The following is a 25,039-nucleotide window of genomic DNA, read 5'->3' on the forward strand; positions in this document are numbered from 1 at the left end:
TGGCCGGCCCTTTGACTTGCCCGGCGAAAACGCATACAGAACAGCGCCAGCCCACCTGGAATGCCTGCATGCCGTACGCCCACCCGCCCCGCGAAACCTGATGCCATGGCCGAGACCCTCTTCTCCCGCGCCAGCTGGCTCAACTCCCTGCACATGTCCACCCTCACCGTCGCCTGCATGGCCGAGCGCGGCGTGGCGGCCGATGCCGTGCTGGAGGGCAGCGGCATCACCGTCGACGACCTGCGCGACCTGCGTCGGCTGATCAATCCCGGGCAGGAGCAGCAGGTGTTCGCCAATGCCGTGCGCCTGGCCGGCTCGCCCGCCCTCGGACTGGAGCTGGGGCAGCGCACCCGCATCTCCGCCTATGGCCTGCTGGGCTACGCACTGCTCTCCGCCCCGACCCTCGGCGACGCGCTGCGCATCGGCCTCGGCTACCCCGTGCTGCTCGGCACCTACTTCCACCTGCGCCTGGAGCGCGAAGGCGAGCTGGCCTGGCTGTTGGCCAGCGGCTACGGCGAGGACGAAGCCCTGCGCCCGTTCAACACCGAGCTGTGCCTGGGCTCGTTGCGGGTCATCTGCGCCGACCTGCTCGGTCAGCCGCTGCCCGTGTCCGCCCTGGAGCTGGACTACCCCGAACCGGCTGGAGCCGCGCCCTATTACCGCCGCGTATTCGAGCGCGCCCCGCGCTTTGCCCGTGGCCGCAGCGGGTTTGGCTTCCCCGCCGCCTGGCTCGACCGGCCGCTGCCCCTGGCCGACCCGGTCACCCACAGCGAAATGCTCGAACAGTGCCGCCGGCAGAACGCCGAATTCGCCGCCCGCCGCGCTTGGCTGGAGCGGGTGCGCGACCTCCTGGCCCAGCGCCTCGCCACCCCGCCCGGGCTCGACGAACTCGCCCGCGCCATGAACACCTCCACCCGCAGCCTGCGCCGCCACCTCGCCCAGCAGCAGACCAGCTACCAGCAACTGCTCGACGAGTTGCGCTTCGAACGGGCCAAGGCCCTGTTGCGCGAAGGCGACCTGCCCATCTACCGCATCGCCGAAATCCTCGGCTTCAGCGAAACCGCCAGCCTCCGCCATGCCTTCCAGCGCTGGAGCGGCCAGCCCCCCAGCCACTTCCGAGGCTGACGACTCACGACCCGGCCGGCGGTGGAGGCTAAGGCGACAACCGTAGGATGGGCTGAGCTGTACGAAGCCCATCATTGGCCGGGCGACTTGGGTTCGATGCGGTTCGCCGAGCTCACCGCATCCTACGGACGGAACCCTTGGGCGCTGTGGTGATGGCGGCTTACAGCCTCCTAGCCCCGATATGGGTATTACGGCGGCAACCGTAGGATGGGCTGAGCTGTGCGAAGCCCATCATTGGCCGGGCGACGCAGGCTTGATGCGGTTCGCCGAGCTCACCGCATCCTACGGGCGGTAGCCGCGGGGTATAAGACCTGACGTGGCCAGCCATGTTGGCCATTTCGATCCCCTATTGGCCGTTACCCCCACTGCTCAAAGCGGGGGCGGCGGCCGAGAATCGGGCTCACCAACAACAAGAACCCCGATGAGGTACGCCCCCATGCTGACCGTGTACAGCGACGATCATCGCCTTCACTTCGGCCAGTCCGAACTGGTCGACGGCAAGCTCCAGCCCTGTTTCGAAATGCCCAGCCGCGCCGACACCGTGCTCGCCCGCGTGCGCCAGCAGACGCTGGGCGAGGTGATCGAGCCGCGCGACTTCGGCCTCGAGCCCATCCTCCGTGTGCATGACGCCGGCTACGTGAAGTTCCTCCAGGGCGCCTGGGCCCGCTGGGAGGCCGAAGGCCACAGCGGCGACCTGGTCTCCACCACCTTCCCGGCCCGTCGCCTGCGTCGCGACGGCCCCATCCCCACCGCGTTGATGGGCGAACTGGGCCACTACAGCTTCGACACCGAAGCGCCCATCACCCCCGGCACCTGGCAGGCCGTGTACAGCTCCGCCCAGGTGGCGCTGACCGCCCAGGACCACATGCGCCAGGGCGCCCGCACCGCCTTCGCCCTGTGCCGTCCGCCTGGCCACCACGCCGGCAGCGACTTCATGGGGGGCTACTGCTTCTTCAACAACGCCGCCATCGTCACCCAGGCCTTCCTCGACCAGGGCGCCAAGCGGGTCGCCATCCTCGACGTGGACTACCACCACGGCAACGGCACCCAGGAGCTGTTCTACACCCGCAACGACGTGCTGTTCGCCTCCATCCACGGCGACCCGCTGGTGGAGTATCCCTACTTCCTCGGCCATGCCGACGAGCGCGGCGAGGGCGCGGGGGAGGGCTTCAACGTCAACTACCCGCTGCCCCATGGCACCGCCTGGGACGGGTGGTCCGCCGCGCTGGAGGATGCCTGCCAGCGCATCGCCGCCTACGCCCCGGACGCACTGGTGATCTCCCTCGGCGTGGACACCTACAAGGACGACCCCATCTCCCAGTTCAAGCTGGATTCGCCGGACTACCTGCGCATGGGCCAGCGCATCGCAGCCCTCGGCCTGCCGACGCTGTTCATCATGGAAGGCGGCTACGCCGTCGAGGCCATCGGCGTCAACGCGGTGAACGTGCTGCAGGGCTACGAAGGGGCTGCCCGATGAGTGCCCGCCTGCTGCTCGCCGGCGCCCTCCTGGGCGCCTCGCTGAATGCCGTGGCTGCCGAGCCGGTGGTGCGCATCTACAACTGGTTCGACTACATCGCCCCCGACACCCTGGAGAACTTCCACAAGGCCAGTGGCATCCAGCCCAAGTACGACGTCTACGACAGCAACGAGGTGCTGGAGGCCAAGCTGTTGTCCGGCCACTCCGGCTATGACCTGGTGGTACCCAGCGACGGCTTCCTGCCCAACTACATGAAGGCCGGCGTGTTCCAGCCGCTGGACAAGAGCAAGCTACCCAACTGGAAGAACCTCAACCCGGCGCTGCTCAAGGTGCTGGCCGCCAAGGACCCGGGCAACCAGTACGTGATGCCCTACATGTGGGGCACCAACGGCATCGCCTACAACGTCGACAAGGTGAAGGCGGTGCTCGGCGACAACGCCCCGGTGGACTCCTGGGACCTGATCTTCAACCCCGACAAACTGGCCAAGCTCAAGCAGTGCGGCGTGGCCTTCCTCGACTCGCCCACCGAGGTGATTCCCGAGGTGCTGCACTACCTGGGCCTGCCGCCCAACAGCCGCAACCCGGAGGACTACAAGAAGGCCGAAGCGCTGCTGGAGAAGCTGCGCCCGAGCGTGCGCTACTTCAGCTCCTCCAAGTTCGTCAGCGACCTGGCCAACGGCGAGGTGTGTGTGGCCCTGGCCTGGTCCGGCGGCGCCATGCAGGCCGCCGCCCGCGCCCGCGAGGCCGGCAACGGGGTGAAGGTGGAGTACCGCATTCCCAAGGAAGGCACTGCCGCCTGGTTCGACGTGCTGGCCATCCCCAAGGACGCGCAGAACGTCGAGCAGGCCCACGCCTTCCTCAACTACCTGCTGCAGCCGGAGGTGGTGGCGCCGATCTCCGACCACGTGGCCTACGCCAACCCCAACCAGGCCGCCGACGCGCTCACATCGGCCGAGCTGCGGGACAACCCCAACGTGTACCCGCCGGCCGAGGTGCAGGCCAAGCTGTTCTCCGTGGAGATGCTGCCGCCGAAGATGGAGCGCATCCGCACGCGGACTTGGACCAAGATCAAGACCGGGACCTGAGCAGGGCAGTGCTGTGCAAAAGGGCCGCTATGCGGCCCTTTCATTCCGTGAGTGGTTGATTCGCGGGTTCAGCCGAGGCTGCCTGGTTCGCTTGGCCGGGCGAGTTTCGGAGCCAGAAGGCGGCGGGTCTGGCTGCGCCAGACTGCCCTCGCTTCATCGTTGCATGTACCCCATGAGCCAATCCGAAATGCTATGTTATGTAGCATTTCGTATATGGAGTGTTTGCCATGGGCATCGTCAAGATCTCGGATTCCCTGCACGAGGAGGCCCGCGTCGCCTGCCGGGCCATGTCCCGTTCCATCAACGCCCAGGCCGAGCACTGGATGCGCATCGGCATGCTCGCCGAGGCGCATCCCGAGTTGACCTACGCCGACATCATCCGCCGGCTGATGAGCGAGGCCCGCGAGATGGAAAGCGCCGGTGCAGCGGAAGAGGCGGTGCAATGAGCAAGGTGACGATCAAGACCGCCGACGAGATCGCGCGCATGGCCGTGGCCGGGCGGCTCGCCGCGCGGGTGCTGGAGGCGCTGGAGGCGTTCATCGTGCCCGGCATCACCACGATGGACATCGACGCCTTCTGCGAGCGCTACATCGTCGAGACCCTCGACGCCATCCCCGGCAGCAAGGGCCAGTACGGCTACCCGTACACGGTCAACACCTCGGTGAACCATGTGGTCTGCCACGGCTGGCCGTCGGCCAGCGAGGTGCTGAAGGAGGGCGACATCGTCAACGTGGACGTCACCGTCATCAAGAACGGCTACTACGGCGACACCAGCCGGATGTACGCCGTCGGCCGCATCAGCGAGGACGCCAAGCGGCTGGTGCGGGTGACCCGCGAATGCCTGTACGACGCCATCCGCGTGGTGCGCCCGGGCGCGACCCTGGGGGACGTCGGCCATGCCATCCAGACCCACGCCGAGCGCATGGGCTACTCGGTGGTGCTGGAGTTCTGCGGCCATGGCATCGGCCGGCAGATGCACGAAAGCCCCCAGGTGCTGCATGTTGGCCGGCCCGGCCAGGGACTGCGCCTGGAACCGGGCATGACCTTCACCATCGAACCGATGATCAACCAGGGCCGCCGCCAGGTGCGCACCCTGGCCGACGGCTGGACGGTGATCACCCGCGACGGCAGCCTCTCCGCCCAGTTCGAGCACACCGTGCTGGTCACCGAGACCGGCTTCCGCGTGCTGACCCTGCGTGAGGAAGAGCGCGAGGCCTTCCCGGCTGATCCTGTACTACCCGCGTAGCCTGGGCTTCAGCCCCCGGGACCGTCAGGCGGCACCCGGGCCCTGCGGCTCAACCCCGGCACGTCACAACGCTGTTCACCTTCACGGCTTCCCGCGCCTTCAGCATCAACCCGCCCGCCAGCAGCAGGGCGCCGGCGGCCAGCAGCAGGGCGGGGCGCAGGCCGCCGCTGAAGTGGCTGCTCAGGGCCGCCAGCAGCGGGCCACTGAGCTGGCCGAGGGCGAAGCCGGCAGTCAGCAGGCCGACGTTGCGGGCGTGGCCCTGGGGGTCGATTTCCCGCGCTCGCTGCATCACCAGCAACATGCTGGCGAGGAAGGGCGCACCGCACAGCACCACGCCCAGGGCCAGCCCGGTCATGCCCGGGAACAGGCAGGCCAGCACGCCAAGCGCCTGCAGCCACAGCGCCCCCACCAGCCAGCGACCGGTGCTGCCCATGCCGGGGCGGCGCAGGCTCACCAGCAGCACCCCCAGGGTCGCCACCAGGCCGAAGGCCGGCCAGAACAGGTCCGCCTGCCAGTGCCCGTGGAACTGGCTGGCGGCCATCTGCGAAAGGAAGGTGGCCGGCAGGATGTAGCCCATCCCCACCAGGCTGTAGGCCACCAGCAGCGGGTAGAAGGCCGCCGGACGCGGCCCGGCCTGCATCGCGCCGGTCGCCGAGGCGGTACGCGGACGCGGCAGCAACGGGTGGGCGATGGCCGCCAGCACCAGGGCCACGCTGCCGAAGGCCAGCCAGGCCTGGGCCGAACCCGCTCCTTGCAGGTTCAGGCCGAGGGCGATGAGGCCGGTGAGGATCACCCCCAGGCTGGGCCCGGTGAAGATCAGCCCGCCCAGGCGCGGCCGGCCGGCGTCTGCCGCCACCTGGGCGGCCAGGCCGGTCACCACCACCAGCACCCAGGCGCTGGTTACGCCGGCGGCGAAGCGCAACAGGGCGTGGGCCCAGAAGCCTTCGGCCCAGGCCGAGGCCAGGGTGATCGCCACGCCCACCCAGAGCCCGCCGAACAGGCGCCGGCGGGCACGCTGGGCGGTGGTGGCGCGCAGGGCGTCCAGCGCACCCACCAGGTAGCCGAGGTAGTTGGCGGCGGCTATCAGGCCGGCGGCGGTGAGGTCCACCTGGCCTTCGGCGATCAGGTGCGGCAGCTGCGGGGTCAGGGCGAAGCGGCCGATCCCCATGGCGGCGATGAGGGCCAGGAGGCTGGCGAGGATGCGGATCGAGGGGGCCATGGCAGGGCTCCATGCAGGACATCGGAAGACCATGCTAGGGCGTTGCAGTGTTCATAAAAAACGAATAATAAAGAACAACTCATTCAGCAAAAGAGAATGCATGCCATGGAATTCAGCCAGTTGCGCATCTTCCAGGCGGTGGCCGAGTCCGGCTCCATCGCCCGCGCGGCGGAGCGCCTCAACCGGGTGCCGTCGAACCTGTCCACGCGGCTGCGCCAACTGGAGGAGCAGTTGGGCGTGGACCTGTTCCTGCGGGAGCGCCAGCGCCTGCAGCTGTCGGCCTCGGGCAAGGTGCTGCTGGGCTATGCCGAGCGGCTGTTCGCCCTGCAGGCCGAGGCGGAGGCGGCGATCAAGGTCGGCGAGCCGGCGGGGGACTTCCTCATCGGCTCGATGTACAGCACGGCGGCCATCCACCTGCCGCCGATGCTGGCGCGCTACCACCGGGCTTGGCCGGCAGTGAACCTGCAGGTGCAGACGCAGCCCAGCGGCGAGCTGGTGGAGGGGCTGGTGGCCGGGCGACTGGACGCGGCGCTAGTGGACGGCCCGTTGGAATACGCCGACCTGGATGGCATCCCGCTGTTCGACGAGGCGCTGGTGCTGATCACCGCCCTCGGCCATGGGCCGGTGGCCAGCGCGGCGGACGTGGCAGGGGCGGCGGTCTACACCTTTCGCTCGCGCTGCTCCTACCGCAAGCGCCTGGAGCGCTGGTTCGCCGAGTCGCGGGTGGCCATGGGCCGGGTGATGGAGATCGAGTCCTACCACAGCATGCTGGCCTGTGTGGTGGCTGGCGGCGGGGTGGCGCTGATGCCGCGCTCCATGCTGCAGAGCATGCCGGGGCGCGAGGCGGTGACGATTCACCCGCTGGCCGAACCCTTCGCTACCGCCACCACCTGGCTGATGTGGCGCAAGGGCATGCTGGGGGCGAACCTGAAGGCCTGGATCGAGCTGATGGACCTGCAGCCCAAACCCCAGGCGCGACCGTAGCCCGGGTTTCAGCCCTGGATGCCGGCCGCGCTGCTACGAAGCGCTCCCCTGGAAGCTCTGTCGCCAGGCCGACGGCGAGACGCCGAAGTGACGACCGAAGTGGTGCCGCAGGGAGGCGGGCGAGCCGAAACCGGCGAGGGTGGCGATCTGCTCCACGCTCTGGTCGGTGTTCTCCAGCAGGCGCTGGGTCAGGGCCAGGCGCTCGGCCTGCAGCCAGTCACCCAGGGTGGTGCCGGTGAGCTGGCGGAAGTGCCGGGTGAAGCTGCGCCGGCTCATCAGCGCGCGCTCGGCCAGGCTGTCCAGGCTGTGGGGTTCGCGCAGGTTGGTGCGCACCCAGTCGAGCAGCCCGGCGAGGCGGTCATCGCGGGCGCTGGCGGGCAGCGGCTGTTCGATGAACTGCGCCTGGCCACCCTGGCGGTGGGGCGCCACCACCAGCAACCGGGCCACGCGGTTGGCCCGTTCGGCGCCGCAGTGCTGACGCAGCAGGTGCAGGCAGCAGTCGAGCCCGGCGGCGGTGCCGGCGGAGGTGAGCAGGTTGCCTGCTTCCAGGTAGAGCACGTCCGGGTCCACGTCGACGGCCGGGTAGCGGGCGCTGAAGTCCCGCGCCCAGGCCCAGTGGGTGGTGGCGCGCTGGCCGTCGAGCAGCCCGGTTTCGGCCAGCACGTAGGCCCCCAGGCACAGCCCCACCAGGCGGGCGCCGCGCTGGTGGGCGGCGAGCAGCGCGTCCAGCAGGGGCTGCGGCGGGCGTTCGTCGGGGTCGCGCCAACTGGGGACGATCACCGTGTGGGCGTCCTCCAGGGCCTCCAGGCCGTGGCTGACGCTGATCTGGAAACCGGCGCTGGTGCGCAGCGGGCCGTCTTCCGCCGCGCAGACGCGCAGCTCGAAGGGCGGCGCATCGGGCTGCATCTCGCCGAATACCAGGCAGGGCACGGACAGGTGGAAGGGGCTGATGTGGTCGAAGGCGACCACGGCGATCACGGGGGCTGGCATGGAGGGGCTCCGGTTGGCTTGGCCCGATCTTAGCGGAACTTGGCAACTGGGCCACTCGTGCGTCGCAGGGGGGCTGGCCAACAATCCTCGCCACCTTCACTGCCTGAGCTTGCGAGGAGCCCCTGATGTCCCAGTCCCCGAAACGCGCCCTGATCGTCATCGACGTGCAGAACGAGTACTTCAACGGCAACCTGCTGATCGAGTACCCGCCGGTGAGCCAGTCGCTGCCCAACATCACCCGCGCCATGGATGCGGCCCACGCTGCCGGCATCCCGGTGGTGGTGGTGCGGCACCTGACCCCGGAAGGCACGCCGATCTTCGCCCGTGGCAGCGCCACCGCCGAACTGCACCCGGAGATCGCCCGTCGCCCCCATGACCTGCTGGTGGACAAGGAGGAGGCCAGCGCCCTGTACGGCACCGGCCTGGGTGACTGGCTGCGTGCCCGTGGCGTGGACACCCTCACGGTGGTCGGCTACATGACCCACCACTGCGACGACTCCACGGTGCGCCAGGCTGCCCACGAGGGCTGGACGGTGGAGCTGCTGAACGACGCCACCGGCTCGCTGCCCTACGCCAACGCCGCCGGTTCGGTCACCGCCGAGGAGATCCATCGGGTGGTCACCGTGGTGCTGCATGCCGGCTTCGGCGCCGTGGCCAGCACTCAGGACTGGCTGGCGGCGGTGGAGGCGGGCCGGGCGCTGGAGCCGGACAACATCCTGGCGTCCAACCAGCGCGCGGTGGCGGCGCGCGGCTGACCCTGCGGTGGCGACCGTCCGTCAGGTCGGTGGCCGTTCAGCGTCGGTGAAAAATGCTTGAACCCTTGCCCGTGGTGCCGGTCGATCCTGTGTTGCTCCCTGACCTCGAAGGACTGACCCATGGGCGAGCCCAACCCCCTCAATGTGCTGTTCAGCGCGGTGGCCGTGCTGTTCCTGGCCATCATCATGGCCGGCTATGCGCGCGGCGAACCGTTCCCTGGCCCGTTTCCCGCCGCGTGCTGTGGCGCCGAGGCGGTTCCGTCCGGCGGGCTCCGTTAGTCGGCTTCCTACGCTGGCCGCTCCTGGCGTCTGACCGGCTCCTGTAAATTTTGATTCAGCGCAGTTCGCCCTTTCCGGGGCAGGTCTACGCTGTAATTGGCAGCGGAATCCTTCCGCCGCCTGTCCTGATGAGGAGGGGACCATGAAAGCTTGGCTGAGCCGTTTCGCCTGGCAGTTGTCCGTGACCCTTGGGCTGATCGAGCGCCCGCGCCTGCAACCCATCCCTGTCCGCAGTGACGAGCAGCGTCGCCTGGCCGAGGCCCGGCGCCAGCGCCGTCCGTGAACCTGGCGCGGGGCGTTCTGCCCGCGCCGTCATGACCTGACCCAGCCACCCCCGGCGCCTTCGCGCCGGGCGGCTGCCTGCGCGTGGCTGATGGTCGAAAGGCTGTTGGTCGGGCAACAGTGCATCAGCAGGTTGTCCTCGTCCGGGCAGCCGCCCGTTGTCTGCTGATTGATGCAAATCATTGTTCGTAAAGGCTTTTTTATCCTGGCATGGTTGCTGCTGAAGACCTTGTGCAACTGGCCGCCGGTGCGGCCATCCGTCCGTTCGCACAGGAGAGAAGCCATGAGCCAGCAACCGATCAAGTTCGCCTACTGGGTCCCCAACGTCAGCGGCGGCCTCGTCGTCAGCACCATCGAGCAGCGCACCCGCTGGGACATCGACTACAACCGCACCCTGGCCCGCACGGCCGAGGCGGCCGGCTTCGAATACGCGCTGTCGCAGATCCGCTTCACCGCCGGCTACGGCGCCGAGTACCAGCACGAGTCGGTGGCCATCAGCCATGCGCTGCTGGCGGCGACCGACAAGCTCAAGGTGATCGCGGCCATCCTGCCGGGGCCCTGGAACCCGACCCTGGCGGCCAAGCAGTTGGCGACCATCGACCAGCTCACCGGCGGGCGCATCGCCATCAACGTGGTGTCCGGCTGGTTCCGGGGCGAATTCCACGCCATCGGCGAGCCCTGGCTGGACCACGACGAACGCTACCGCCGCTCCGAGGAGTTCATCCGCGCGCTGAAGGGAATCTGGACCGAGGACAGCTTCACCTTCAACGGTGATTTCTATCGCTTCCGTGACTACAGCCTGAAGCCCAAGCCGCTGCAGCAACCGCACCCGGAGATCTTTCAGGGCGGCAGTTCGCGAGCCGCGCGGGACATGGCGGCGCGGGTGTCGGACTGGTACTTCACCAACGGCAACACGGTGGAGGGGATCAAGGCCCAGGTGGACGACATCCGCGCCAAGGCCGCCGCCAACGGGCACAGCGTGAAGATCGGGGTGAACGCCTTCATCATCGCCCGCGACACCGAGGAGGAGGCCCGAGCGGTGCTGCAGGAGATCATCGACAAGGCCAACCCCGAGGCAGTCAACGCCTTCGGTGCCGAGGTGAAGCACGCCGGCGCGGCCAGCCCGGAGCGCGAAGGCAACTGGGCGAAGTCCACCTTCGAGGACCTGGTGCAGTACAACGACGGCTTCAAGACCAACCTGATCGGGACGCCCCGGCAGATCGCCGAGCGCATCCTCGCCCTCAAGGCCGTGGGGGTGGACCTGATCCTCTCCGGCTTCCTGCACTTCCAGGAGGAGGTGGAGTACTTCGGCCAGCATGTGCTGCCGCTGGTTCGCGAGTTGGAGGCCGAGGCCGCCGCCGAGCGCGAGTCCAAGGCAGTGGCCTGATCACGGGGCGGGGGSGSCGGGAGGCGCCGCCGCGTCGATCGGTTGTTCTTGTACAAATAGTCAGTTTGTACAATATTGGCCGTCACCTAACCGGAGTGACGCCATGCATCCTTTCTTTCGCCGGGCCGTGCTGGCCTGCTGCCTGTTGACTGCCACCGGCCTGGCCCAGGCCGACTGGCGCCAAGCCCTGCCCGAAGCGCGCCTGGTGGGCAGTGCGGATTACAGCTTCTTCGGCTTCCGCCTCTACAGCGCCCGCCTGTGGTCGCCAACGGCGCCGCTGGCGGCGGACGCGCCGTTCGCCCTGGAGCTCACCTACCACCGCACTATCGAGCGCGATGACCTGGTGGCCGCCAGCCTCAAGGAAATCCGCCGGACGGCGGGGGATCGGGTCAGCGAGGCACAGTTGCAGGCCTGGGCCGAGCAGATGCGCCAGGCCTTCGTCGACGTGGAGCCGGGGCAGCGCATCACCGGGGTGTTCCTGCCGGGGCAGGGCGCGCGCTTCTACTTCGGCGACCGGCTCACCCACGCCGTCGACGACCGCGCCTTCGCCCGGGCATTCTTCGACATCTGGCTCTCGCCCCGCACCCGCGAGCCGGAGCGCCGCGAAGAACTGCTGGGGCTGGCCAGCAACTAGGTATGGGCCGCCAACGGCGGCCCGGGGTCATCAGAGCTTGAACAGGCGCGCGGCGTTGCCGTGGAAGAACTTCTCCAGCACCTCGTCCCGCAGGCCCAGGCGCTGGGCATCCTCGATGCTCTGGCGGATCGGCCGGAAGGTGTAGGAGGAGCCGAACAGCAGCTGGTCGGCGAGGAAGCCGTTGGCCGCCTGCACGTAGCCTTCGCTGCCGGGCAGGAACAGGTACATGTCCGGCACCAGGTGGATGTTCGGGTAGCGGAAGGCCACGCCCAGGGCCTGCTGCACGTTGGGCCAGTAGCCGTGGTAGACCACGATGGGCAACTGCGGGAAGGCCCGGGCCACGGCCGCCAGCCGGCCGGGGTCGTTGTAGGCCGGGTCCGGCGTGGTCGGCCCGCTCATCAGGAACAGCGGGATGCCGCGCGCCTGCAGGTGCTCGTAGAGCGGCCAGTACAGCGGATCGTCCGGGTGCCGGGCGGGGTCGCCGAACCCCGGCTCCAGGTCGATGCCCGCCAGGCCCAGCTGGTCCACCGCGCGGTCCACCTCCGCCAGCGCCGCGTCGATGCCCTGCAGGGCCGGCTCCACCGAACCGATGCCGATCAGTGCCTCGTGCCCCTGGACGATGGCCTGGATGCGTTCGTTGGGCAGATGCTGGGAGAGGGGGTATGCCGGCCCACCACCACGGCGCGGTACAGCCCGGCGTCGTGCACCTCGGCGAGGAAGCCCTCGGGCGTGAGCGAGCGCTCGAAGTGGTTGTCCGCGCCCCGCGTGCCCACGCGGCGGTTCAGCCAGCGGGCCGTGTCATGTTCCGGCGTGCCCGGCGCCCCGCCGAAGAAGGGGTGCAGGTAGGCCGGGCGGCAGCGCATGTCGATGATCTTCACGCGACTTTCTCCTTGCCGGCGCGAATGTCGAAGGCGCCGCCGGTGAAGGCACCGTCCACCGTGACCTTGCCCTTGCCGGGCAGCAGCGGGAACACCAGCTCGGCGAAGCGGTAGGCCTCTTCCAGGTGCGGGTAGCCGGACAGCACGAAGCTGTCCACGCCCAGCTGCGCATACTCCAGCAGGCGCGCGGCCACTGTCTCGGGGTCGCCCACCAGAGCGGTGCCGGCGCCGCCGCGTACCAGGCCGACGCCGGCCCAGAGGTTGGGCGCCACTTCCAGCTTGTTGCGGTCGCCGCCGTGCAGCGCGGCCATACGTCGCTGGCCTTCGGAGTCCATCCGCGCGTAGTTGGCCTGGGCGGCCGCGATGGTGGCGTCGTCCAGGTGGCTGATCAGCTCGTCGGCGGCGGCCCAGGCGGCGGCGTTGGTCTCCCGCACGATCACGTGCAGGCGCACGCCGAAGCGCACGCTGCGGCCATGGCGAGCGGCGCGGGCGCGCACGTCGGCGATCTTCTCGGCGACGGCCGCCGGCGGCTCGCCCCAGGTCAGGTAGGCGTCCACATGCTTGGCCGCCAGCTCGTGGGCGGCGGGGGAGGAGCCGCCGAAGTACAGCGGCGGGTAGGGCTGCTGCACCGGCGGGAAGAAGTTCTGGGCGCCCTTGACCTTGAGGTGCTGGCCGTCGAAGTCCACCGTTTCGCCCTGCAGCAGGCGTCGCCAGATGCTGAGGAACTCGTCGGAGGCGGCGTAGCGCTCGTCGTGGGCGAGGAACACGCCGTCGGCTTCCAGCTCGGTGGCGTCGCCGCCGGGCACCACGTTGAGCAGCAGGCGCCCGCCGCTGGCCTGGTCCAGGGTGGCGGCCTGGCGGGCCGAGGCGGTGGGGTTGCCGAGGGAGGTGCGCAGGGCCACCAGCAGCTTGATGCGCTGGGTCACCGGCACCAGGCTGGCGGCGGTCACCCAGGGGTCCAGGCAGCTGGCGCCTGTGGGGATCAGCAGGCCGTCGTAGCCCAGCTGGTCCGCCGCCACGGCGATCTGCCGCATGTAGGCGTTGGTGGCCGGGCGGCCGCTGGCGGAGTGGCCCAGGTAGCGGGTGTCGCCGGAAGTCGGCAGGAACCAGAAGATATCCAGACTCATGGTGTTGTCCTCGTTGCCATCGTCGTTGCCCGTCAGGGCGTTGGGTGCACGCGTGGCGTCGTTGTCGTTGGAATTCAGATCGACAGGTTGATGACCCGTCCGCCCTGGGCGCTCTGGGCCGGTCGGCGCTTGTTCACCACCAGCTCGCCGATGCGGATGAGGTGCGCGCGGGTGATGTTGCGCGACAGCCCCAGCAGGCTGGCGGTGTGCACCTGGTTGTGGTGGCAGAAGCGGTAGGCGGCGCGCAGCAGGGCGTCCTCGACCTTCTCGTGGAGGGCGCCGCTCTGCTCCTCGAACAGGCGCTCGAAGGCCCGCAGCAGCAGGTCGTCGGCGCTCTCCTCGCGGGGCCGGCTGTCGTCCTGGCGCTCGATGCGCAGGTTGGACAGGTGCAGGTCCTCGGCGCGGATCAGCTTGTCGCGGCAGATCAGCAGGGTGTGGTGGATGACGTTTTCCAGCTCGCGGATGTTGCCCGGCCAGTCGTAGCTGGCCAGCCGGCGGGCGGCGTCCTCGCTGAGGGTGACGTCGCTGTAGCCCAGGCGCCGGCTGTACTCGGCGACGAAGTGACGGGCCAGCGGCAGGATGTCGCCGGGCCGCTCGCGCAGCGGGTGCAGCTGCAGGCTGACCACGTTCAGCCGGTAGTAGAGGTCCTCGCGGAAGTGCCCGGCGTTGATGGCCTTCTCCAGGTGCACGTTGGTGGCCGCCAGCACCCGCACGTTGATGGGGATGCTCTTGCGCGAGCCGAGGCGGACCACTTCGCGCTCCTGCAGCACGCGCAGCAGTTTGACCTGGATGGGCATCGGCAGGTCGCCGATCTCGTCGAGGAACAGGGTGCCGCCGTTGGCCTCCTCGAACCACCCGGCCTTGGCGGCCAGGGCGCCGGTGAAGGCACCTTTCTCGTGGCCGAACAGCTCGGCCTCCACCAGGGATTCGGAGAAGGCGCCGCAGTTCACCGCGACGAAGGGGCCGTTGCGCCGGCTGCTGAGGTTGTGCACGTGGCGCGCGACCAGCTCCTTGCCCGTTCCGGTCTCGCCGATGATCAGCACGCTCGCCTCGCTGGGGGCGACCTGTTGCAGGTGGGCGAGCAGGGCCTGGGAGCGCGGGTCTTCGAAGACCTGTGCGGTCGCCCGGATCGAGGTGGCCAGTGTCGGGGACGGGGGGAGGGTCAGCAGGTGCATGGGCTTGCCTTACGAGTAGAAGGACGGAGTGGGGCGCGTGCCGTTGAGCGCCCAGTCGCCCAGCTCGTGGATGCGGTAGTCCACGGGGTCATGCAGCGTCTGGGTGCGCAGGTTGCGCCAGTGCCGGTCGAAGCGCAGGGAGGCGTGGGTGGCCCGGGCGCCGGTGACTTCGAACAGGCGGTTGCAGATGTCGAGGCCGTTGCGGGTCGCCGCGACCTTGGCGGTGCCGATGGCCAGGGCCAGGCGCGCGCGCTCCTCGGCGCTCAGGGCGTGTTCCTTGGCCCAGGCCGCGTCCAGCTGCTCGGCGGCGCGCTCCACCAGCAGGCGGGTGCTCTCCAGGCCGACCCAGAATTCGCCGTAGTGGCGCAGGACGTACGGGTCCTCGCCGCTGTGGCGGGCGCTGGAACGGAACCAGGGGCGGCTCTCGTGCAGGGTGTACTGGCGGGCCTCGTCGAAGGCGCCTTCGGCAATGCCAAGGAACAGGTTGGCGAAGTGCAGCTGGGCGATCAGCGGGCGCAGGCAGGCGAACGGCGTGCTCAGCGGGCCCGGGTCGAGCAGCAGTTCGTGCTGCTCCACGCGCACCCGCTCGAAGGTGGCGCTGCCGCTGTCGGTCTGGCGCTGGCCGATGTTGTCCCAGTCGCCGTGCAGGGTGATGCCGGTGCGCCCGCTGGGGATGGCGGCGATCAGCAGCTTGCCGCCGTTGCCTTCGTCGACAGCGGAGGCGATCAGCATCTCGGAGTCGCTGGCGCCGGAGCAGAAGCTCTTCTTGCCGGAGAACTCGCACCAGCCGTCGAAGCGCTTGACCAGGGTGCGGGTGTCCAGGGGGTTGAGGGCATTGCCCCAGAACCAGTTCTTGCGGGCGGTCTGTTCGAACCAGGGTTGCCATTGCTCGGGCCGCGAGAACAGCCGCACGGTGGCGAGCATCAGGTGCTGGAAGCCGAACACGTGGGCGATGGAGCTGTCGACCCGGGCGAATTCGCGGGTGACGGCCAGGGTTTCGCTCCAGCTGGCGCCGAGGCCGCCGTACTGGCGGGGAATGGCCAGGCCCAGCAGGCCGCTGGCACGCAGCGCGTCGCGCTCGGCCTTGGGCGTGCCGCCTTGGGCGTCGCGCTCGACGGCGCTTTCGGCGAACTGCGCGGCGAGCTGGCGGGCGCTCAGCAGCGGGTCGAGGACGGTGGTTTGCGGATGGGCGCTCATGGTGTCGTCCCGCCGACTCAGGCGATCTTGCGCAGCGGGCGGCTGCCGGCGGCGGTGCTGTGCAGCAGGTCGGCGGCACGTTCGGCGGCCAGCTCGATGCGGGCCTGCAGCGGGGCGCTGGTGATGCGGTAGTCCTGGAAGTCGGCCTCGCTGGCGTAGACGCCGATGGGCAGGGTCAGGGCCTGGAAGAAGCTGAACAGCGGGCGCAGCTGGTGATCCAGCACCAGGGCGTGGCGTTCGCTGCCGCCGGTGGCGGCCAGCAGCACCGGGGTGTCGATCAGGGCGTTCAGGTCGATGAGGTCGAACAGGTGCTTGAACTGGCCGGGGTAGGAGCCGCGGTACACCGGTGCGGCCACCACCAGCAGGTCGGCCTGCTCGATGGCGCGCAGTTGCGCTTCCACGTCGTCCGGCAGTTCCTTGCGGGACAGGGCGCCGCCGACGGGGCGGGCGATGTCGCCCAGTTCGATGATGCGGGCGTTGAACTCCAGGCGTTCGCCCAGGGCGGCGACCAGGGCTTCGGTGAGCACCAGGGTGCGGGACGGGCGGTAGGCTCCACCGGAGACGGCGACGACGTTGAGGGCAGTGCTCATGGTTGGTGTTCCTTTGGCGTGCTGTGGGAGCCAGGGGTTCAGCAAGTCCCGTTCCAGTTCGGTAAAGCGTTGTTTATCAATGAGTTGGCAGGCCATGGCGCTGGGCGGTGCTGCTGCCAGGCCAGCGAACTGTTGATGCGCTGTTGCCTGGCGGGCAGTGGAACGGCTGTTGCCCGGCGGACAGTGGCGGCCTGCTGGAGCCGTTTTAGGTGCTGCGTCTTATTCTGTGAAGGAATTTGAATAAATATTCTTATTCAAATAAGGGATAAGTCAGGCGTGGCGGGCCGCCGAGGGCGGGTCGGGCGCCAGGACGGCGCCCGGGCAGGATCAATCGTGTTGCGCGAACCAGTCGTCGATCAGCGTATTCAGGCGCTCGCCCGAGAAGCTGGGGAAGTGGCCACCGTGCACGGTACGCACCGGCAGCTCGCGCAGACGCGCCAGGCTGCGGGCGTAGTCGTCGAGGTTGGAGTGGTAGGCGTCCTCGATCAGCGGGCCGTCGTAGATGATGTCGCCGCTGAACAGGGTGCCGGTGCGGGCCTCCCAGAGGCTGATGCCGCCGGGGGAATGACCGGGGGTGTGCAGCACCTCCAGCACGCGGTCGCCCAGGTCGAGGACGTCGCCTTCCTCGATCAGCCGGGTGGCCGGGGCGGCCTTGACCCGGTACTCGGCGTAGCACAGCGGGCAGTCGGGGTGGGCCTCGAACATGGCGTCGTCGACGAAGGCGCGGGCCAGGGTGTTGTCGCCGTCGGGGCGGGCGAGGATGTCGGCCTCGGCGGGGTGCACCAGGCGTTCGTCGAACTCGTGGTGGCCGGCGATGTGGTCGAAATGGGTGTGGCTGGCCACGGCCAGCAGCGGGCGCTGGGTGAGCCAGGGCAGCTGTTCGCGCAGGCTGACCAGGCCGGAGCCGGAGTCCACCAGCACGTCGCGGTCGCGCCCCTGGATGTGCCAGAGGTTGCAGCGGTAGAAGGGCCGCACGTAGGGCTCGCTGATGAGGCTGACGCCGTCGTAGAGGTGCTCCACCTCGAACCAGCGGTCTCGGCTGACGATTTTCATCGGAGGCTCCTTTGTTGTGGTTGTGGGCGCAGCATACCTGGCGGCGCCCCGCCGCACCTGCAGGGGCGACTTCAGACCAGTAGCCCGGGCTTCAGCCCGGGGGTTGCGGGTTGAAGCGCCCCGGACTGAAGTCCGGGCTACGGTCTGGCAGGGTGCTGGCCCGGGCTATGGGGCTGGGTTCACGGGGCGAAGGGCGGGGCTTCGGCCACTTCGATGATCAGCGGGCGGTCCCCCGGGGCGTTGCGCAGCAGCTCCTGCAGGTGGGCGTGGTCGCGGGCCTTCTCGGCCTGGCAGCCGAAGCCGCGGGCGATGGCGATGAAGTCCGGGGTGTGGATGTCCACGCCGAGCGGGGTGATGTCGCGGCGCTCCATGTAGCGCTTGATCTCGCCGTAGCCCTGGTTGTTCCACAGCAGGACGATGACCCCGACCCGCGCTTCGACGGCGCTGGCCAGTTCCGGCAGGGTGAACTGGATGCCGCCGTCGCCCATCAGGCTGATCACCGGGCGCCCCGGTTCGGCCAGCTTGGCGCCGATGGCCGCCGGCAGGCCGTAGCCGAGGGTGCCGTAGCCGGTGGAGGCGTTGAACCAGCGGCGGGCGCCGTCCAGCTCCACCAGGTGGTTGCCGCTGTAGACGGTCTGGGTCGAGTCACCGACGAAGCGCGCGTCGGGCAGCACCTCGAGGATGCAGTCGAACAACCGACGGTAGTGCTCCCAGCCGGCGAAGCCTTCGGCCAGTTGTGCGCGGGCTTCGGCGGCGCGACGGGCGCCGGGGCTGTTGGCGTCGGCCTGGCGTGGCGGCAGCTCGGCCAGCAGCACGCGCATGGCCTGGCGGGCATCGCAGTGGATGGCCATGGCCGGGGCGTGGTTGCGCACCAGTTGCTGGGCGTCGATGTCGATGCGGATCAGCTCGCCGCCGATGCGGAAGCCGCCGTCGAACACCACGTCGTAGTCGGTCTCGCCCAGCTCGGTGCCGATGGCCAGCACCAGGTCGGCGTCGGCGGCCAGCTGACGCACCGGCACCAGGGACTGGTTGCTGCCCAGCAGCAGCGGATGGTCGCCGGGGAGCAGGCCCTTGGCGTTGATGGTCTGCGCGGTGGGGGCGTCGAGGGCGGTGGCCAGGGCGCGGGCCTCCACTTGGGCTTCGACGCAACCGCCGCCCAGCAGCAGGAGCGGGCGTTGGGCGGCGCGCAGGCGCTGGGCGGCCTCGCGCAGCTGCGCCAGGGGCGCGGCGGGACGCGGCAGGCGCACGCGGGTGCGCAGCTCCAGGTGGTCGGCGGGGGCGGTGATGATGTCCAGCGGCAGCTCGATGTGCACCGGGCGCGGACGCTGGCCGTCGAACACGGCGAAGGCGCGGGCCAGCACGGCGGGCAGTTCGTCGACGCTCATGAGGGTGTGGCTGAAGGCGGCGACGCCGGCCACCAGGCCGCGCTGGTCCGGCAGTTCGTGCAGGTAGCCGTTGCCGAGGCCGAGGCGATGGCGCTCGTTGACGCTGGAGATCACCAGCATGGGGATGGAGTCGGCGTAGGCCTGGCCCATGGCGGTGAGGATGTTGGTCATGCCCGGGCCGGTGATGATGAAGCACACGCCGGGCTTGCCGGTGACGCGGGCATAGCCGTCGGCCATGAAGCCGGCGCCCTGTTCGTGGCGCGGGGTGACGTGGCGGATGCGACTGCCGGGCAGGCCACGGTAGAGCTCGACGGTGTGCACGCCGGGGATGCCGAACACGGTGTCGACGCCCCAGGCTTCCAGTTGCTTGACGAGGAATTCACCGCAGGTGGTCATGGCAGGTTCCTTGTTGGGCTGGGTGTAAAACGAGCCCGGCAGGGTTGCCTGCCGGGCTCAGAAGGGTCACGGGAGTGGGCCGCGACCAGTCGGGAAGATCAGGCCAGGCTGGCGTGGCTGGCCGGGCGACGGGTCACCAGGCTGATGACCACGAAGCTCACGAGGCCGACCGCCAGGCTGTAGTAGATCGGGGTGTTGGCGTCCAGGCCGTCCTTGAACATGAAGCCCAGCACGGTGAGGAAGCCCAGGGTCATGCTGGCGATGGCGCCGGCGGTGGTGGCGCGCTTCCAGTAGATGGCGCCGATCAGCGGAACCAGCATGCCGCCCACCAGCAGGTTGTAGGCGACGGTCAGGGCACTGATCACGTCGCTCACCACCAGGGCGATGCCGAGCATGACCACGCCCAGCAGCAGGGTGGCGATGCGGTTTTCATGCACGTCGCCGTTGCCGCTGGTGCGGCCACCGCGCAGCAGCGGCAGCAGGTCCTGGGTGATGGTGGTGGAGGCGGCCAGCAGGCCGGCGCTGGCGGTGGACATCAGCGCGGCCAGGGCAGCGGCGATCACCAGGCCACGGATGCCGTTGGGCAGGCTGTGCTCGACGACGCTGGCGAAGGCGTTGTTGACGTTCTCCAGGTCCGGCAGCAGCACCTTGGCGGCCATGCCGATGAGGGCACCGGCCAGGCCGTAGAGCACGCAGTAGAGGCCGGCGGCGGTGCCGGCCACCTTGGCCACGCCTTCGCTGCGGGCAGTGAACACGCGCTGCCAGATGTCCTGGCCGATGAAGATGCCGAAGAAGTAGATCAGGAAGTAGGTGACGATGGTGTCCCAGCCGATGGCGGTGAAATCGAAGTAGCGCGCCGGCAGCTTCTCCACCAGGGCGTTCCAGCCGCCGGCGTCGGCGATGGACATGGGCATCAGCAGGAACACCAGGCCGACGGTCATGATCAGGAACTGCACGATGTCGGTGAGGGTCAGCGACCACATGCCGCCAATGGTGGAGTAGAGCACCACCACACCGCCGCCGACGAGGATGGCGACCCAGAACGGCAGGCCGAACAGCACCTGCATGACGGTGCCGATGGCGATGGTGGAGGTGGCGCCGATCATCAGCGCGTACACCAGCATGATCACCGCGCTGGACTGGCGGGCGGCCGGGTTGTAGCGGCGCTCCAGTACCTGGGTGACGGTGTAGATCTTCAGCTTCAGCAGCGGTTTGGCGAGGAACAGGCTGAGCCCGACGATGCCCAGGCCGATGGCGCCGCAGAGCCAGAAGCCGGAGATGCCGTGGACATAGCCCAGGCGCACGGTGCCGATGGTGGAGGCGCCACCGAGCACGGTGGCAGCCATGGTGCCGAGGTAGAAACCCGGGCCGAGGTTGCGCCCGGCGACCAGGTAGTCGTCACGGGTCTTGGCGCGACGCATGCCATACCAGCCGAGGGCCAGCATGCCGGCGGCGTAGAGCAGTACGACGAAGATATCCAGGGCCATAAGATCAGCTCTCTCTTTCTCATTGTTGTAGTCCGGATGGGCATCCGGGGACGTGCGTAGCCGCGCGGCGCTGCCGCGTTGCCGGTCCATTCATCGCAAGGATCGGGGCCGTCCGGGCCCCGGTGGGTTCAGGGTCAGGCGGCCTCGGCCCGCAGGGGCGCAACGCTACGTTTCAGGCGCACCCAGCGCGGGCCGCGCGGACCGTACACCTCGGCCGGCTCGGGGAACAGGTTGAGCAGCGCCAGGTAGAGCAGGGCGGCCATGCCGAGGGTGACCGGCAGGCTGACGTCGATGCCGCCGGCCAGTTCGCCCAGCGGGCCGACGAACTGCCCCGGCAGGTTGACGAAGCACAGGCCCACCAGCGCGCTGGGGATCCAGGCGCCCATGCCGCGCCAGTTCCAGCCGTTGTGGAACCAGTAGCGGCCGCCGGTCTCGCCACGGGTGAAGACCTGCAGGTCGTCCGGGCAGTAGAAGCCGCGGCGGATCACCAGGCCGAGGATCATGATCACCATCCAGGGGCTGGTGCAGGTGATGATCAGCACGGCGAAGGTGGACACGCTCTGCACCAGGTTGAAGGCGAAGCGGCCGATGAAGATGAAGGCGATGGACATCAGCCCGATCATCACCGTGGCCTGCACGCGGTTGAGCAGGCGCGGGAACACCGAGGACATGTCCAGGCCGGTGCCGTACAGCGAGGTGGTGCCGGTGGACATGCCGCCGATCACCGCGATCAGGCACACCGGCAGGAAGAACCAGGTCGGCGAGACGGCCAGCAGGCCGCCGACGTAGTTGTTCTGGGCGATGTAGTCCGGCGCCTGGACGGCGACGATGGTGGCGGTGACCAGGCCGAAGAAGAACGGGATCAGCGTGGCCAGCTGGGCACCGATCACCGCCGCCATGATGCGGCCCTTGCTCGCCTCGCGGGGGATGTAGCGCGCCCAGTCGCCGAGGAAGGCGCCGAAGGACACCGGGTTGCTCATGGCCAGCAGGGCGGCGCCGATGAAGGCGGCCCAGAAGCCCGGGCTGCCCAGTTGCACGGAGCCGGCGTAGCTGGCGTCGAAGGGCCCGGCGAAGGCGAAGATGCCCAGCAGGAACAGCGCGCTGGCGCTCCACACCGCGACCTTGTTGACCCACAGCAGGAAGCGGAAGCCGTAGATGCACACCGTCAGCACCAGCACGGCGAACAGGCCGTAGGCCAGGCCCAGGGTCAGGTCGGTTTCCGGCAGGCCCATCAGGCGCTTGGCGCCGCCGATGAGGGCATCGCCGGAACTCCACACCGAAAGGGAGAAGAAGGCGATGGCGGTGAGCAGCGACAGGAACGAGCCGACTATCCGCCCGTGGACGCCGAAGTGGGCGCCGGAGGAGACCGCGTTGTTGGTGCCGTTGAGCGGGCCGAACAGGCCCATCGGCGCGAGGATCAGCGAGCCGACCACGACGCCCAGCAGGATGGCCCACACGCCGGCCTGGAAGGACAGGCCGAAGAGTACGGGGAAGCTGCCGAGCACGGCGGTGGCGAAGGTGTTGGCGCCGCCGAAGATCATGCGGAACAGATCGATCGGTCCGGCGTTGCGCTCGTGGTCCGGGATCTGTTCGACCCCGAATGTCTCGATGCGCGTCAGGCTGTGTTCATTGTTGTTGTTATGCATGTTCATCTCCCGGGGAACGCGTCAGGTTGGGGGCAGATGGTCCGGCATGGCCGACAGGTGTTCATGGCAGGCGAGCCATGGGGCGTTTTCTTGTTCTTGGCGGAAGACGATGGTCTCCCGTTCCAGGCTGTCCACGGTCTCGCCGCCCAGCAGCAGGCGGGTGGCGACGTCGTGGGTGAAGATGGCCACCGGGCCCAGCAGGCTCAGGTGGCGGTTGCTGGAGCGGCATTCGAGCACCCGCAGCCCGTCGCGCTGCCAGCCGTCCCAGACCGCGCGGTAGGCCGCGCGGCTCTCCAGCACACCGGGGGTGGTGTGGAAGATGAATGTGGCGTCTTCGCTGAAGGCGGCGAAGTAGGCCTCGGTGTCGTTGCGGGCGAAGGCCGCCACCAGGGCATCGGCGGCCTCCAGGACCTGGCGGCGGGCGTCCATGTCAGCGACGCTCCACGCCGGGCAGGATGCAGAGCATCTCGTACAGCAGGTTGGCCGCCAGCAGCGAGGTGTTGCCGGTGGTGTCGTAGGGCGGGGAGACCTCCACCAGGTCGCAGCCGATGATGTCCAGGCCCTGGCAGCCACGGATGATCTCCATCGCCTGGATGGTGGTCAGGCCGCCGATCTCCGGGGTGCCGGTGCCGGGCGCCCAGGCCGGGTCGATGCCGTCGATGTCGAAGGACAGGTACACCGGGCCGCCGCCGACCTTCTCGCGCACCTCGGCCATCAGCGGTTCGAGGGACTTGTGCCAGCACTCTTCGGCCTGCACCACGCGGAAGCCCTGCTTGCGGCTCCAGTTGAAGTCCTCGGCGGTGTAGCCCTGGGCGCGCAGGCCGATCTGCACCACGCGGTCGCAATCGAGCAGGTCCTCTTCCACCGCGCGGCGGAAGGTGGTGCCGTGGGCGATCTTCTCGCCGAACATGTGGTCGTTGACGTCGGCGTGGGCGTCGATGTGCACCAGGCCCACCTTGCCGTGCTTCTTCTTGATGGCCCGCAGGATCGGCAGGGTGATGGTGTGGTCGCCGCCCAGGGTCAGCGGCAGGATGCCGTGGCCGAGGATGCGGTCGTATTCCTGCTCGATGATGCGCACGGCGTCCAGCAGGTTGAAGGTGTTGATGGCGACGTCGCCGATGTCGGCCACGTTCAGCGAGTCGAACGGGGCGGCGCCGGTGGCCATGTTGTAGGGGCGGATCATCACCGACTCGGCGCGGATCTCGCGGGGGCCGAAGCGGGTGCCGGAGCGCAGCGAGGTGCCGATGTCCAGGGGCACGCCGACGAAGGCGGCGTCGAGGGCGTCGAGCTCGGCGGGGGTCTGGATGTGGGGAAGGCGAAGCATGGTGGCGATGCCGCCGAAACGGGGCATTTCATTGCCGCCCAGGGGCTGGTGGAGTTTTTTGTCCACGGGGTGGCCTCACGGTTGTTGTGGTTGTCGTGGGGCGATTCTGGTGAGTGGGCAGCGGGGGAAGAATCCCCACGGGCAAATAATCACTTCAAGGATTTCTAAACTATCCGCAACGGGTAGACTGCGCCGATCTGTCGCATCTGGCGGGCTCCTGTAGGGGCGAATTCATTCGCTAAGGGGCGCGAAGCGCCCCCAACCGGGGCTTGCAGAGGGCAGGCCGTTGGCCTGCATGGCGAATGAATTCGCCCCTACAGATTTGTGCAGCCTTTCGAAACCCATGGAGTTTCCATGTCCAACACCCTTCCCGACCTCAAGCTGCTGCGCGTGTTCGCTGCCGTGGTGCGCCACCAGGGCTTCGCCGCCGCGCAGCAGGAGCTGAACCTGTCCACTTCGGCCATCAGCACCTACATGAGCCAGTTGGAAGCGCACCTGGGCATCACCCTGTGCCACCGGGGGCGGGGCGGTTTCAGCCTGACCAGCAAGGGCGAGCTGTTCCACCAGGAGGCGTTGCGCCTGCTGGGCGAGCTGGAGAGCTTCGAGCGCTACTCGGCCTCGCTGAAGGGGGAGCTGCGGGGGACGCTCAACCTGGGGGTGCTGGACTCCACCGTCAGCGACCCGGCGTTGCCCCTGGCGGAGGTGATCGGCGCCTACAGCCGCGAACACCCCGGCGTGCACCTGCACCTGTCGGTGATGAGCCCCTACGACCTGCAGCTGGGGGTGCTGGACAACCGCCTGGACCTGGCCATCGGCGCGTTTTCCACGCGCATGAACGGCCTGGCCTACCAGCCGCTTTACCGCGAGCAGCACTGGCTCTACTGCAGCGACCGGCATTCGCTGTTCAGCGACCGGCGCATCCCGGCGGAGGTCATCACCCAGCAGCGCATGGTCGGCCGTGGCTACTGGAGCCAGGCGGAGCTGGCGCGGCATGGCTTCAAGCACAGCGCGGCGACGGTGGAGTCGATGGAGGCGCAGCTGATCCTGGTGCTCTCCGGCGCCTACATCGGCTACCTGCCGGAGCACTACGCCCAGCCCTGGGTGGACCAGCAGCGTCTGCGTGCGCTTTCGCCGGCGACCTTCGGCTACCAGGCGCCGTTCTCGATGATCCTGCGCCGGGGGCGGGCGCGGGAGCCCCTGATCGTCACCTTCCGCGACCTGCTGCGGGCCCAGCTGAACCTGCGCTGACCGTTCGTTCGTCTTTCGCCTGGAGGGTGTTGAGCCACGTCAAAAGATTCGTACGTTGGTTCTGGCGGCA

The 25,039-nt window shown here is 69.0% G+C and carries 25 protein-coding genes and 1 pseudogene; 12 read left to right on the plus strand and 14 right to left on the minus strand.

Annotated features, from left to right (window positions below):
- Positions 1-105 precede the first annotated feature (105 nt).
- The 5 genes from RTK35_RS17390 (at position 106) to map (ending at position 4,933) form a co-directional block, all read left to right on the plus strand.
- On the plus strand, positions 106-1,125 hold the full coding sequence (locus RTK35_RS17390; RefSeq protein ID WP_044408452.1) for an AraC family transcriptional regulator: 1,020 nt from the start codon (positions 106-108) through the stop codon (positions 1,123-1,125).
- A 436-nt stretch (positions 1,126-1,561) separates the two neighbouring features.
- Positions 1,562-2,602 (plus strand): histone deacetylase family protein, encoded by a 1,041-nt coding sequence (locus RTK35_RS17395; RefSeq protein WP_279861991.1) that lies wholly within the window; start codon positions 1,562-1,564, stop codon positions 2,600-2,602.
- Entirely contained in the window at positions 2,599-3,687 is a 1,089-nt protein-coding gene (locus tag RTK35_RS17400; RefSeq protein ID WP_316908592.1) for an extracellular solute-binding protein, read from the plus strand. Before RTK35_RS17395 ends, RTK35_RS17400 begins: the two co-directional genes overlap by 4 nt.
- Positions 3,688-3,914: 227 nt before the next feature.
- Complete coding sequence (locus RTK35_RS17405) at positions 3,915-4,133, plus strand: ParD-like family protein (protein WP_284546814.1); 219 nt, start codon at positions 3,915-3,917, stop codon at positions 4,131-4,133.
- Positions 4,130-4,933: a type I methionyl aminopeptidase gene (gene map / locus RTK35_RS17410; RefSeq protein ID WP_044408439.1), complete on the plus strand. Its 804-nt coding sequence runs from the start codon at positions 4,130-4,132 to the stop codon at positions 4,931-4,933. Before RTK35_RS17405 ends, map begins: the two co-directional genes overlap by 4 nt.
- 49 nt (positions 4,934-4,982) lie before the next feature.
- On the opposite strand, the gene RTK35_RS17415 is transcribed toward map, so the two are convergent.
- Positions 4,983-6,152: a YbfB/YjiJ family MFS transporter gene (locus RTK35_RS17415; RefSeq protein WP_316908593.1), complete on the minus strand. Its 1,170-nt coding sequence runs from the start codon at positions 6,150-6,152 to the stop codon at positions 4,983-4,985.
- Between the two features lie 105 nt (positions 6,153-6,257).
- On the opposite strand from RTK35_RS17415, the gene ptrR reads away from it, so the two are divergent.
- Positions 6,258-7,136, plus strand: coding sequence for a putrescine utilization regulator PtrR (ptrR, locus tag RTK35_RS17420; protein WP_074968365.1), 879 nt, complete (start codon positions 6,258-6,260; stop codon positions 7,134-7,136).
- A 33-nt stretch (positions 7,137-7,169) separates the two neighbouring features.
- Here ptrR and RTK35_RS17425 read toward each other — a convergent pair whose 3' ends face one another.
- Positions 7,170-8,126, minus strand: a complete 957-nt coding sequence (locus tag RTK35_RS17425) for a GlxA family transcriptional regulator (protein WP_074968363.1) — start codon at positions 8,124-8,126, stop codon at positions 7,170-7,172.
- Between the two features lie 122 nt (positions 8,127-8,248).
- Between RTK35_RS17425 and RTK35_RS17430 the strand changes: the two genes are divergently transcribed.
- The 3 genes from RTK35_RS17430 (at position 8,249) to RTK35_RS17440 (ending at position 9,443) form a co-directional block, all read left to right on the plus strand.
- Positions 8,249-8,881 (plus strand): cysteine hydrolase family protein, encoded by a 633-nt coding sequence (locus RTK35_RS17430; protein WP_316908771.1) that lies wholly within the window; start codon positions 8,249-8,251, stop codon positions 8,879-8,881.
- Between the two features lie 120 nt (positions 8,882-9,001).
- Complete coding sequence (locus RTK35_RS17435; protein WP_160298844.1) at positions 9,002-9,160, plus strand: hypothetical protein; 159 nt, start codon at positions 9,002-9,004, stop codon at positions 9,158-9,160.
- A 142-nt stretch (positions 9,161-9,302) separates the two neighbouring features.
- Positions 9,303-9,443, plus strand: a complete 141-nt coding sequence (locus tag RTK35_RS17440; RefSeq protein ID WP_164707369.1) for a PA1414 family protein — start codon at positions 9,303-9,305, stop codon at positions 9,441-9,443.
- Between the two features lie 29 nt (positions 9,444-9,472).
- On the opposite strand, the gene RTK35_RS17445 is transcribed toward RTK35_RS17440, so the two are convergent.
- On the minus strand, positions 9,473-9,727 hold the full coding sequence (locus tag RTK35_RS17445) for a hypothetical protein (RefSeq protein WP_139233570.1): 255 nt from the start codon (positions 9,725-9,727) through the stop codon (positions 9,473-9,475).
- Here RTK35_RS17445 and sfnG point away from each other — a divergent pair.
- Positions 9,726-10,829 carry a dimethylsulfone monooxygenase SfnG gene (sfnG, locus tag RTK35_RS17450; protein WP_316908594.1) on the plus strand — a complete coding sequence of 368 codons (1,104 nt, stop codon included), beginning with the start codon at positions 9,726-9,728 and terminating at the stop codon, positions 10,827-10,829. The genes RTK35_RS17445 and sfnG overlap by 2 nt on opposite strands.
- A gap of 103 nt (positions 10,830-10,932) precedes the next feature.
- Complete coding sequence (locus RTK35_RS17455; protein ID WP_142007912.1) at positions 10,933-11,463, plus strand: chalcone isomerase family protein; 531 nt, start codon at positions 10,933-10,935, stop codon at positions 11,461-11,463.
- Between the two features lie 30 nt (positions 11,464-11,493).
- Here the strand turns inward: RTK35_RS17455 and RTK35_RS17460 are convergent.
- The 11 genes and pseudogenes from RTK35_RS17460 to speB form a co-directional block, all read right to left on the minus strand.
- A pseudogene (locus tag RTK35_RS17460) lies at positions 11,494-12,341 on the minus strand (amidohydrolase family protein).
- Positions 12,338-13,468, minus strand: coding sequence for an FMNH2-dependent alkanesulfonate monooxygenase (gene ssuD / locus RTK35_RS17465; protein ID WP_044408412.1), 1,131 nt, complete (start codon positions 13,466-13,468; stop codon positions 12,338-12,340). The pseudogene RTK35_RS17460 and the gene ssuD overlap by 4 nt, the downstream one beginning before the upstream one ends.
- Positions 13,469-13,542: 74 nt before the next feature.
- Positions 13,543-14,643: a sigma-54 dependent transcriptional regulator gene (locus RTK35_RS17470; protein ID WP_316908595.1), complete on the minus strand. Its 1,101-nt coding sequence runs from the start codon at positions 14,641-14,643 to the stop codon at positions 13,543-13,545.
- A 9-nt stretch (positions 14,644-14,652) separates the two neighbouring features.
- Positions 14,653-15,840, minus strand: a complete 1,188-nt coding sequence (locus tag RTK35_RS17475) for an acyl-CoA dehydrogenase family protein (protein WP_044408406.1) — start codon at positions 15,838-15,840, stop codon at positions 14,653-14,655.
- Between the two features lie 17 nt (positions 15,841-15,857).
- Positions 15,858-16,430 (minus strand): FMN reductase, encoded by a 573-nt coding sequence (gene msuE, locus RTK35_RS17480; RefSeq protein ID WP_142007915.1) that lies wholly within the window; start codon positions 16,428-16,430, stop codon positions 15,858-15,860.
- A 327-nt stretch (positions 16,431-16,757) separates the two neighbouring features.
- Complete coding sequence (locus RTK35_RS17485; RefSeq protein WP_044408401.1) at positions 16,758-17,483, minus strand: MBL fold metallo-hydrolase; 726 nt, start codon at positions 17,481-17,483, stop codon at positions 16,758-16,760.
- A gap of 179 nt (positions 17,484-17,662) precedes the next feature.
- A complete protein-coding gene (locus tag RTK35_RS17490; protein ID WP_316908596.1) occupies positions 17,663-19,264 on the minus strand; it encodes a 5-guanidino-2-oxopentanoate decarboxylase in 1,602 nt (533 codons plus the stop codon).
- 98 nt (positions 19,265-19,362) lie between these two features.
- Complete coding sequence (locus tag RTK35_RS17495) at positions 19,363-20,751, minus strand: sodium:solute symporter (RefSeq protein ID WP_074968344.1); 1,389 nt, start codon at positions 20,749-20,751, stop codon at positions 19,363-19,365.
- A 134-nt stretch (positions 20,752-20,885) separates the two neighbouring features.
- Positions 20,886-22,397 carry a purine-cytosine permease family protein gene (locus RTK35_RS17500; protein WP_044408393.1) on the minus strand — a complete coding sequence of 504 codons (1,512 nt, stop codon included), beginning with the start codon at positions 22,395-22,397 and terminating at the stop codon, positions 20,886-20,888.
- 21 nt (positions 22,398-22,418) lie between these two features.
- Positions 22,419-22,826: a nuclear transport factor 2 family protein gene (locus RTK35_RS17505; protein ID WP_044408390.1), complete on the minus strand. Its 408-nt coding sequence runs from the start codon at positions 22,824-22,826 to the stop codon at positions 22,419-22,421.
- 1 nt (position 22,827) lies between these two features.
- Positions 22,828-23,787, minus strand: a complete 960-nt coding sequence (speB, locus tag RTK35_RS17510; RefSeq protein ID WP_044408387.1) for an agmatinase — start codon at positions 23,785-23,787, stop codon at positions 22,828-22,830.
- A gap of 288 nt (positions 23,788-24,075) precedes the next feature.
- On the opposite strand from speB, the gene RTK35_RS17515 reads away from it, so the two are divergent.
- The gene (locus RTK35_RS17515) at positions 24,076-24,969 is read left to right on the plus strand and encodes a LysR family transcriptional regulator (RefSeq protein ID WP_044408384.1); all 894 of its coding nucleotides are present in this window, start codon (positions 24,076-24,078) and stop codon (positions 24,967-24,969) included.
- Positions 24,970-25,039 lie beyond the last annotated feature (70 nt).

It is taken from the genome of Pseudomonas sp. zfem003 (assembly GCF_032621675.1).
GTDB classification, from domain to species: Bacteria; Pseudomonadota; Gammaproteobacteria; order Pseudomonadales; family Pseudomonadaceae; genus Metapseudomonas; species Metapseudomonas otitidis.

Coding starts and splice junctions, on each gene's coding strand:
- RTK35_RS17390 (WP_044408452.1), top strand. CDS start 106: ATGGCCGAGACCCTCTTCTCCCGCGCCAGCTGGCTCAACTCCCTGCAC.
- RTK35_RS17395 (WP_279861991.1), top strand. CDS start 1,562: ATGCTGACCGTGTACAGCGACGATCATCGCCTTCACTTCGGCCAGTCC.
- RTK35_RS17400 (WP_316908592.1), top strand. CDS start 2,599: ATGAGTGCCCGCCTGCTGCTCGCCGGCGCCCTCCTGGGCGCCTCGCTG.
- RTK35_RS17405 (WP_284546814.1), top strand. CDS start 3,915: ATGGGCATCGTCAAGATCTCGGATTCCCTGCACGAGGAGGCCCGCGTC.
- map (WP_044408439.1), top strand. CDS start 4,130: ATGAGCAAGGTGACGATCAAGACCGCCGACGAGATCGCGCGCATGGCC.
- RTK35_RS17415 (WP_316908593.1), bottom strand. CDS start 6,152: ATGGCCCCCTCGATCCGCATCCTCGCCAGCCTCCTGGCCCTCATCGCC.
- ptrR (WP_074968365.1), top strand. CDS start 6,258: ATGGAATTCAGCCAGTTGCGCATCTTCCAGGCGGTGGCCGAGTCCGGC.
- RTK35_RS17425 (WP_074968363.1), bottom strand. CDS start 8,126: ATGCCAGCCCCCGTGATCGCCGTGGTCGCCTTCGACCACATCAGCCCC.
- RTK35_RS17435 (WP_160298844.1), top strand. CDS start 9,002: ATGGGCGAGCCCAACCCCCTCAATGTGCTGTTCAGCGCGGTGGCCGTG.
- RTK35_RS17440 (WP_164707369.1), top strand. CDS start 9,303: ATGAAAGCTTGGCTGAGCCGTTTCGCCTGGCAGTTGTCCGTGACCCTT.
- sfnG (WP_316908594.1), top strand. CDS start 9,726: ATGAGCCAGCAACCGATCAAGTTCGCCTACTGGGTCCCCAACGTCAGC.
- RTK35_RS17445 (WP_139233570.1), bottom strand. CDS start 9,727: ATGGCTTCTCTCCTGTGCGAACGGACGGATGGCCGCACCGGCGGCCAG.
- RTK35_RS17455 (WP_142007912.1), top strand. CDS start 10,933: ATGCATCCTTTCTTTCGCCGGGCCGTGCTGGCCTGCTGCCTGTTGACT.
- ssuD (WP_044408412.1), bottom strand. CDS start 13,468: ATGAGTCTGGATATCTTCTGGTTCCTGCCGACTTCCGGCGACACCCGC.
- RTK35_RS17470 (WP_316908595.1), bottom strand. CDS start 14,643: ATGCACCTGCTGACCCTCCCCCCGTCCCCGACACTGGCCACCTCGATC.
- RTK35_RS17475 (WP_044408406.1), bottom strand. CDS start 15,840: ATGAGCGCCCATCCGCAAACCACCGTCCTCGACCCGCTGCTGAGCGCC.
- msuE (WP_142007915.1), bottom strand. CDS start 16,430: ATGAGCACTGCCCTCAACGTCGTCGCCGTCTCCGGTGGAGCCTACCGC.
- RTK35_RS17485 (WP_044408401.1), bottom strand. CDS start 17,483: ATGAAAATCGTCAGCCGAGACCGCTGGTTCGAGGTGGAGCACCTCTAC.
- RTK35_RS17490 (WP_316908596.1), bottom strand. CDS start 19,264: ATGACCACCTGCGGTGAATTCCTCGTCAAGCAACTGGAAGCCTGGGGC.
- RTK35_RS17495 (WP_074968344.1), bottom strand. CDS start 20,751: ATGGCCCTGGATATCTTCGTCGTACTGCTCTACGCCGCCGGCATGCTG.
- RTK35_RS17500 (WP_044408393.1), bottom strand. CDS start 22,397: ATGCATAACAACAACAATGAACACAGCCTGACGCGCATCGAGACATTC.
- RTK35_RS17505 (WP_044408390.1), bottom strand. CDS start 22,826: ATGGACGCCCGCCGCCAGGTCCTGGAGGCCGCCGATGCCCTGGTGGCG.
- RTK35_RS17515 (WP_044408384.1), top strand. CDS start 24,076: ATGTCCAACACCCTTCCCGACCTCAAGCTGCTGCGCGTGTTCGCTGCC.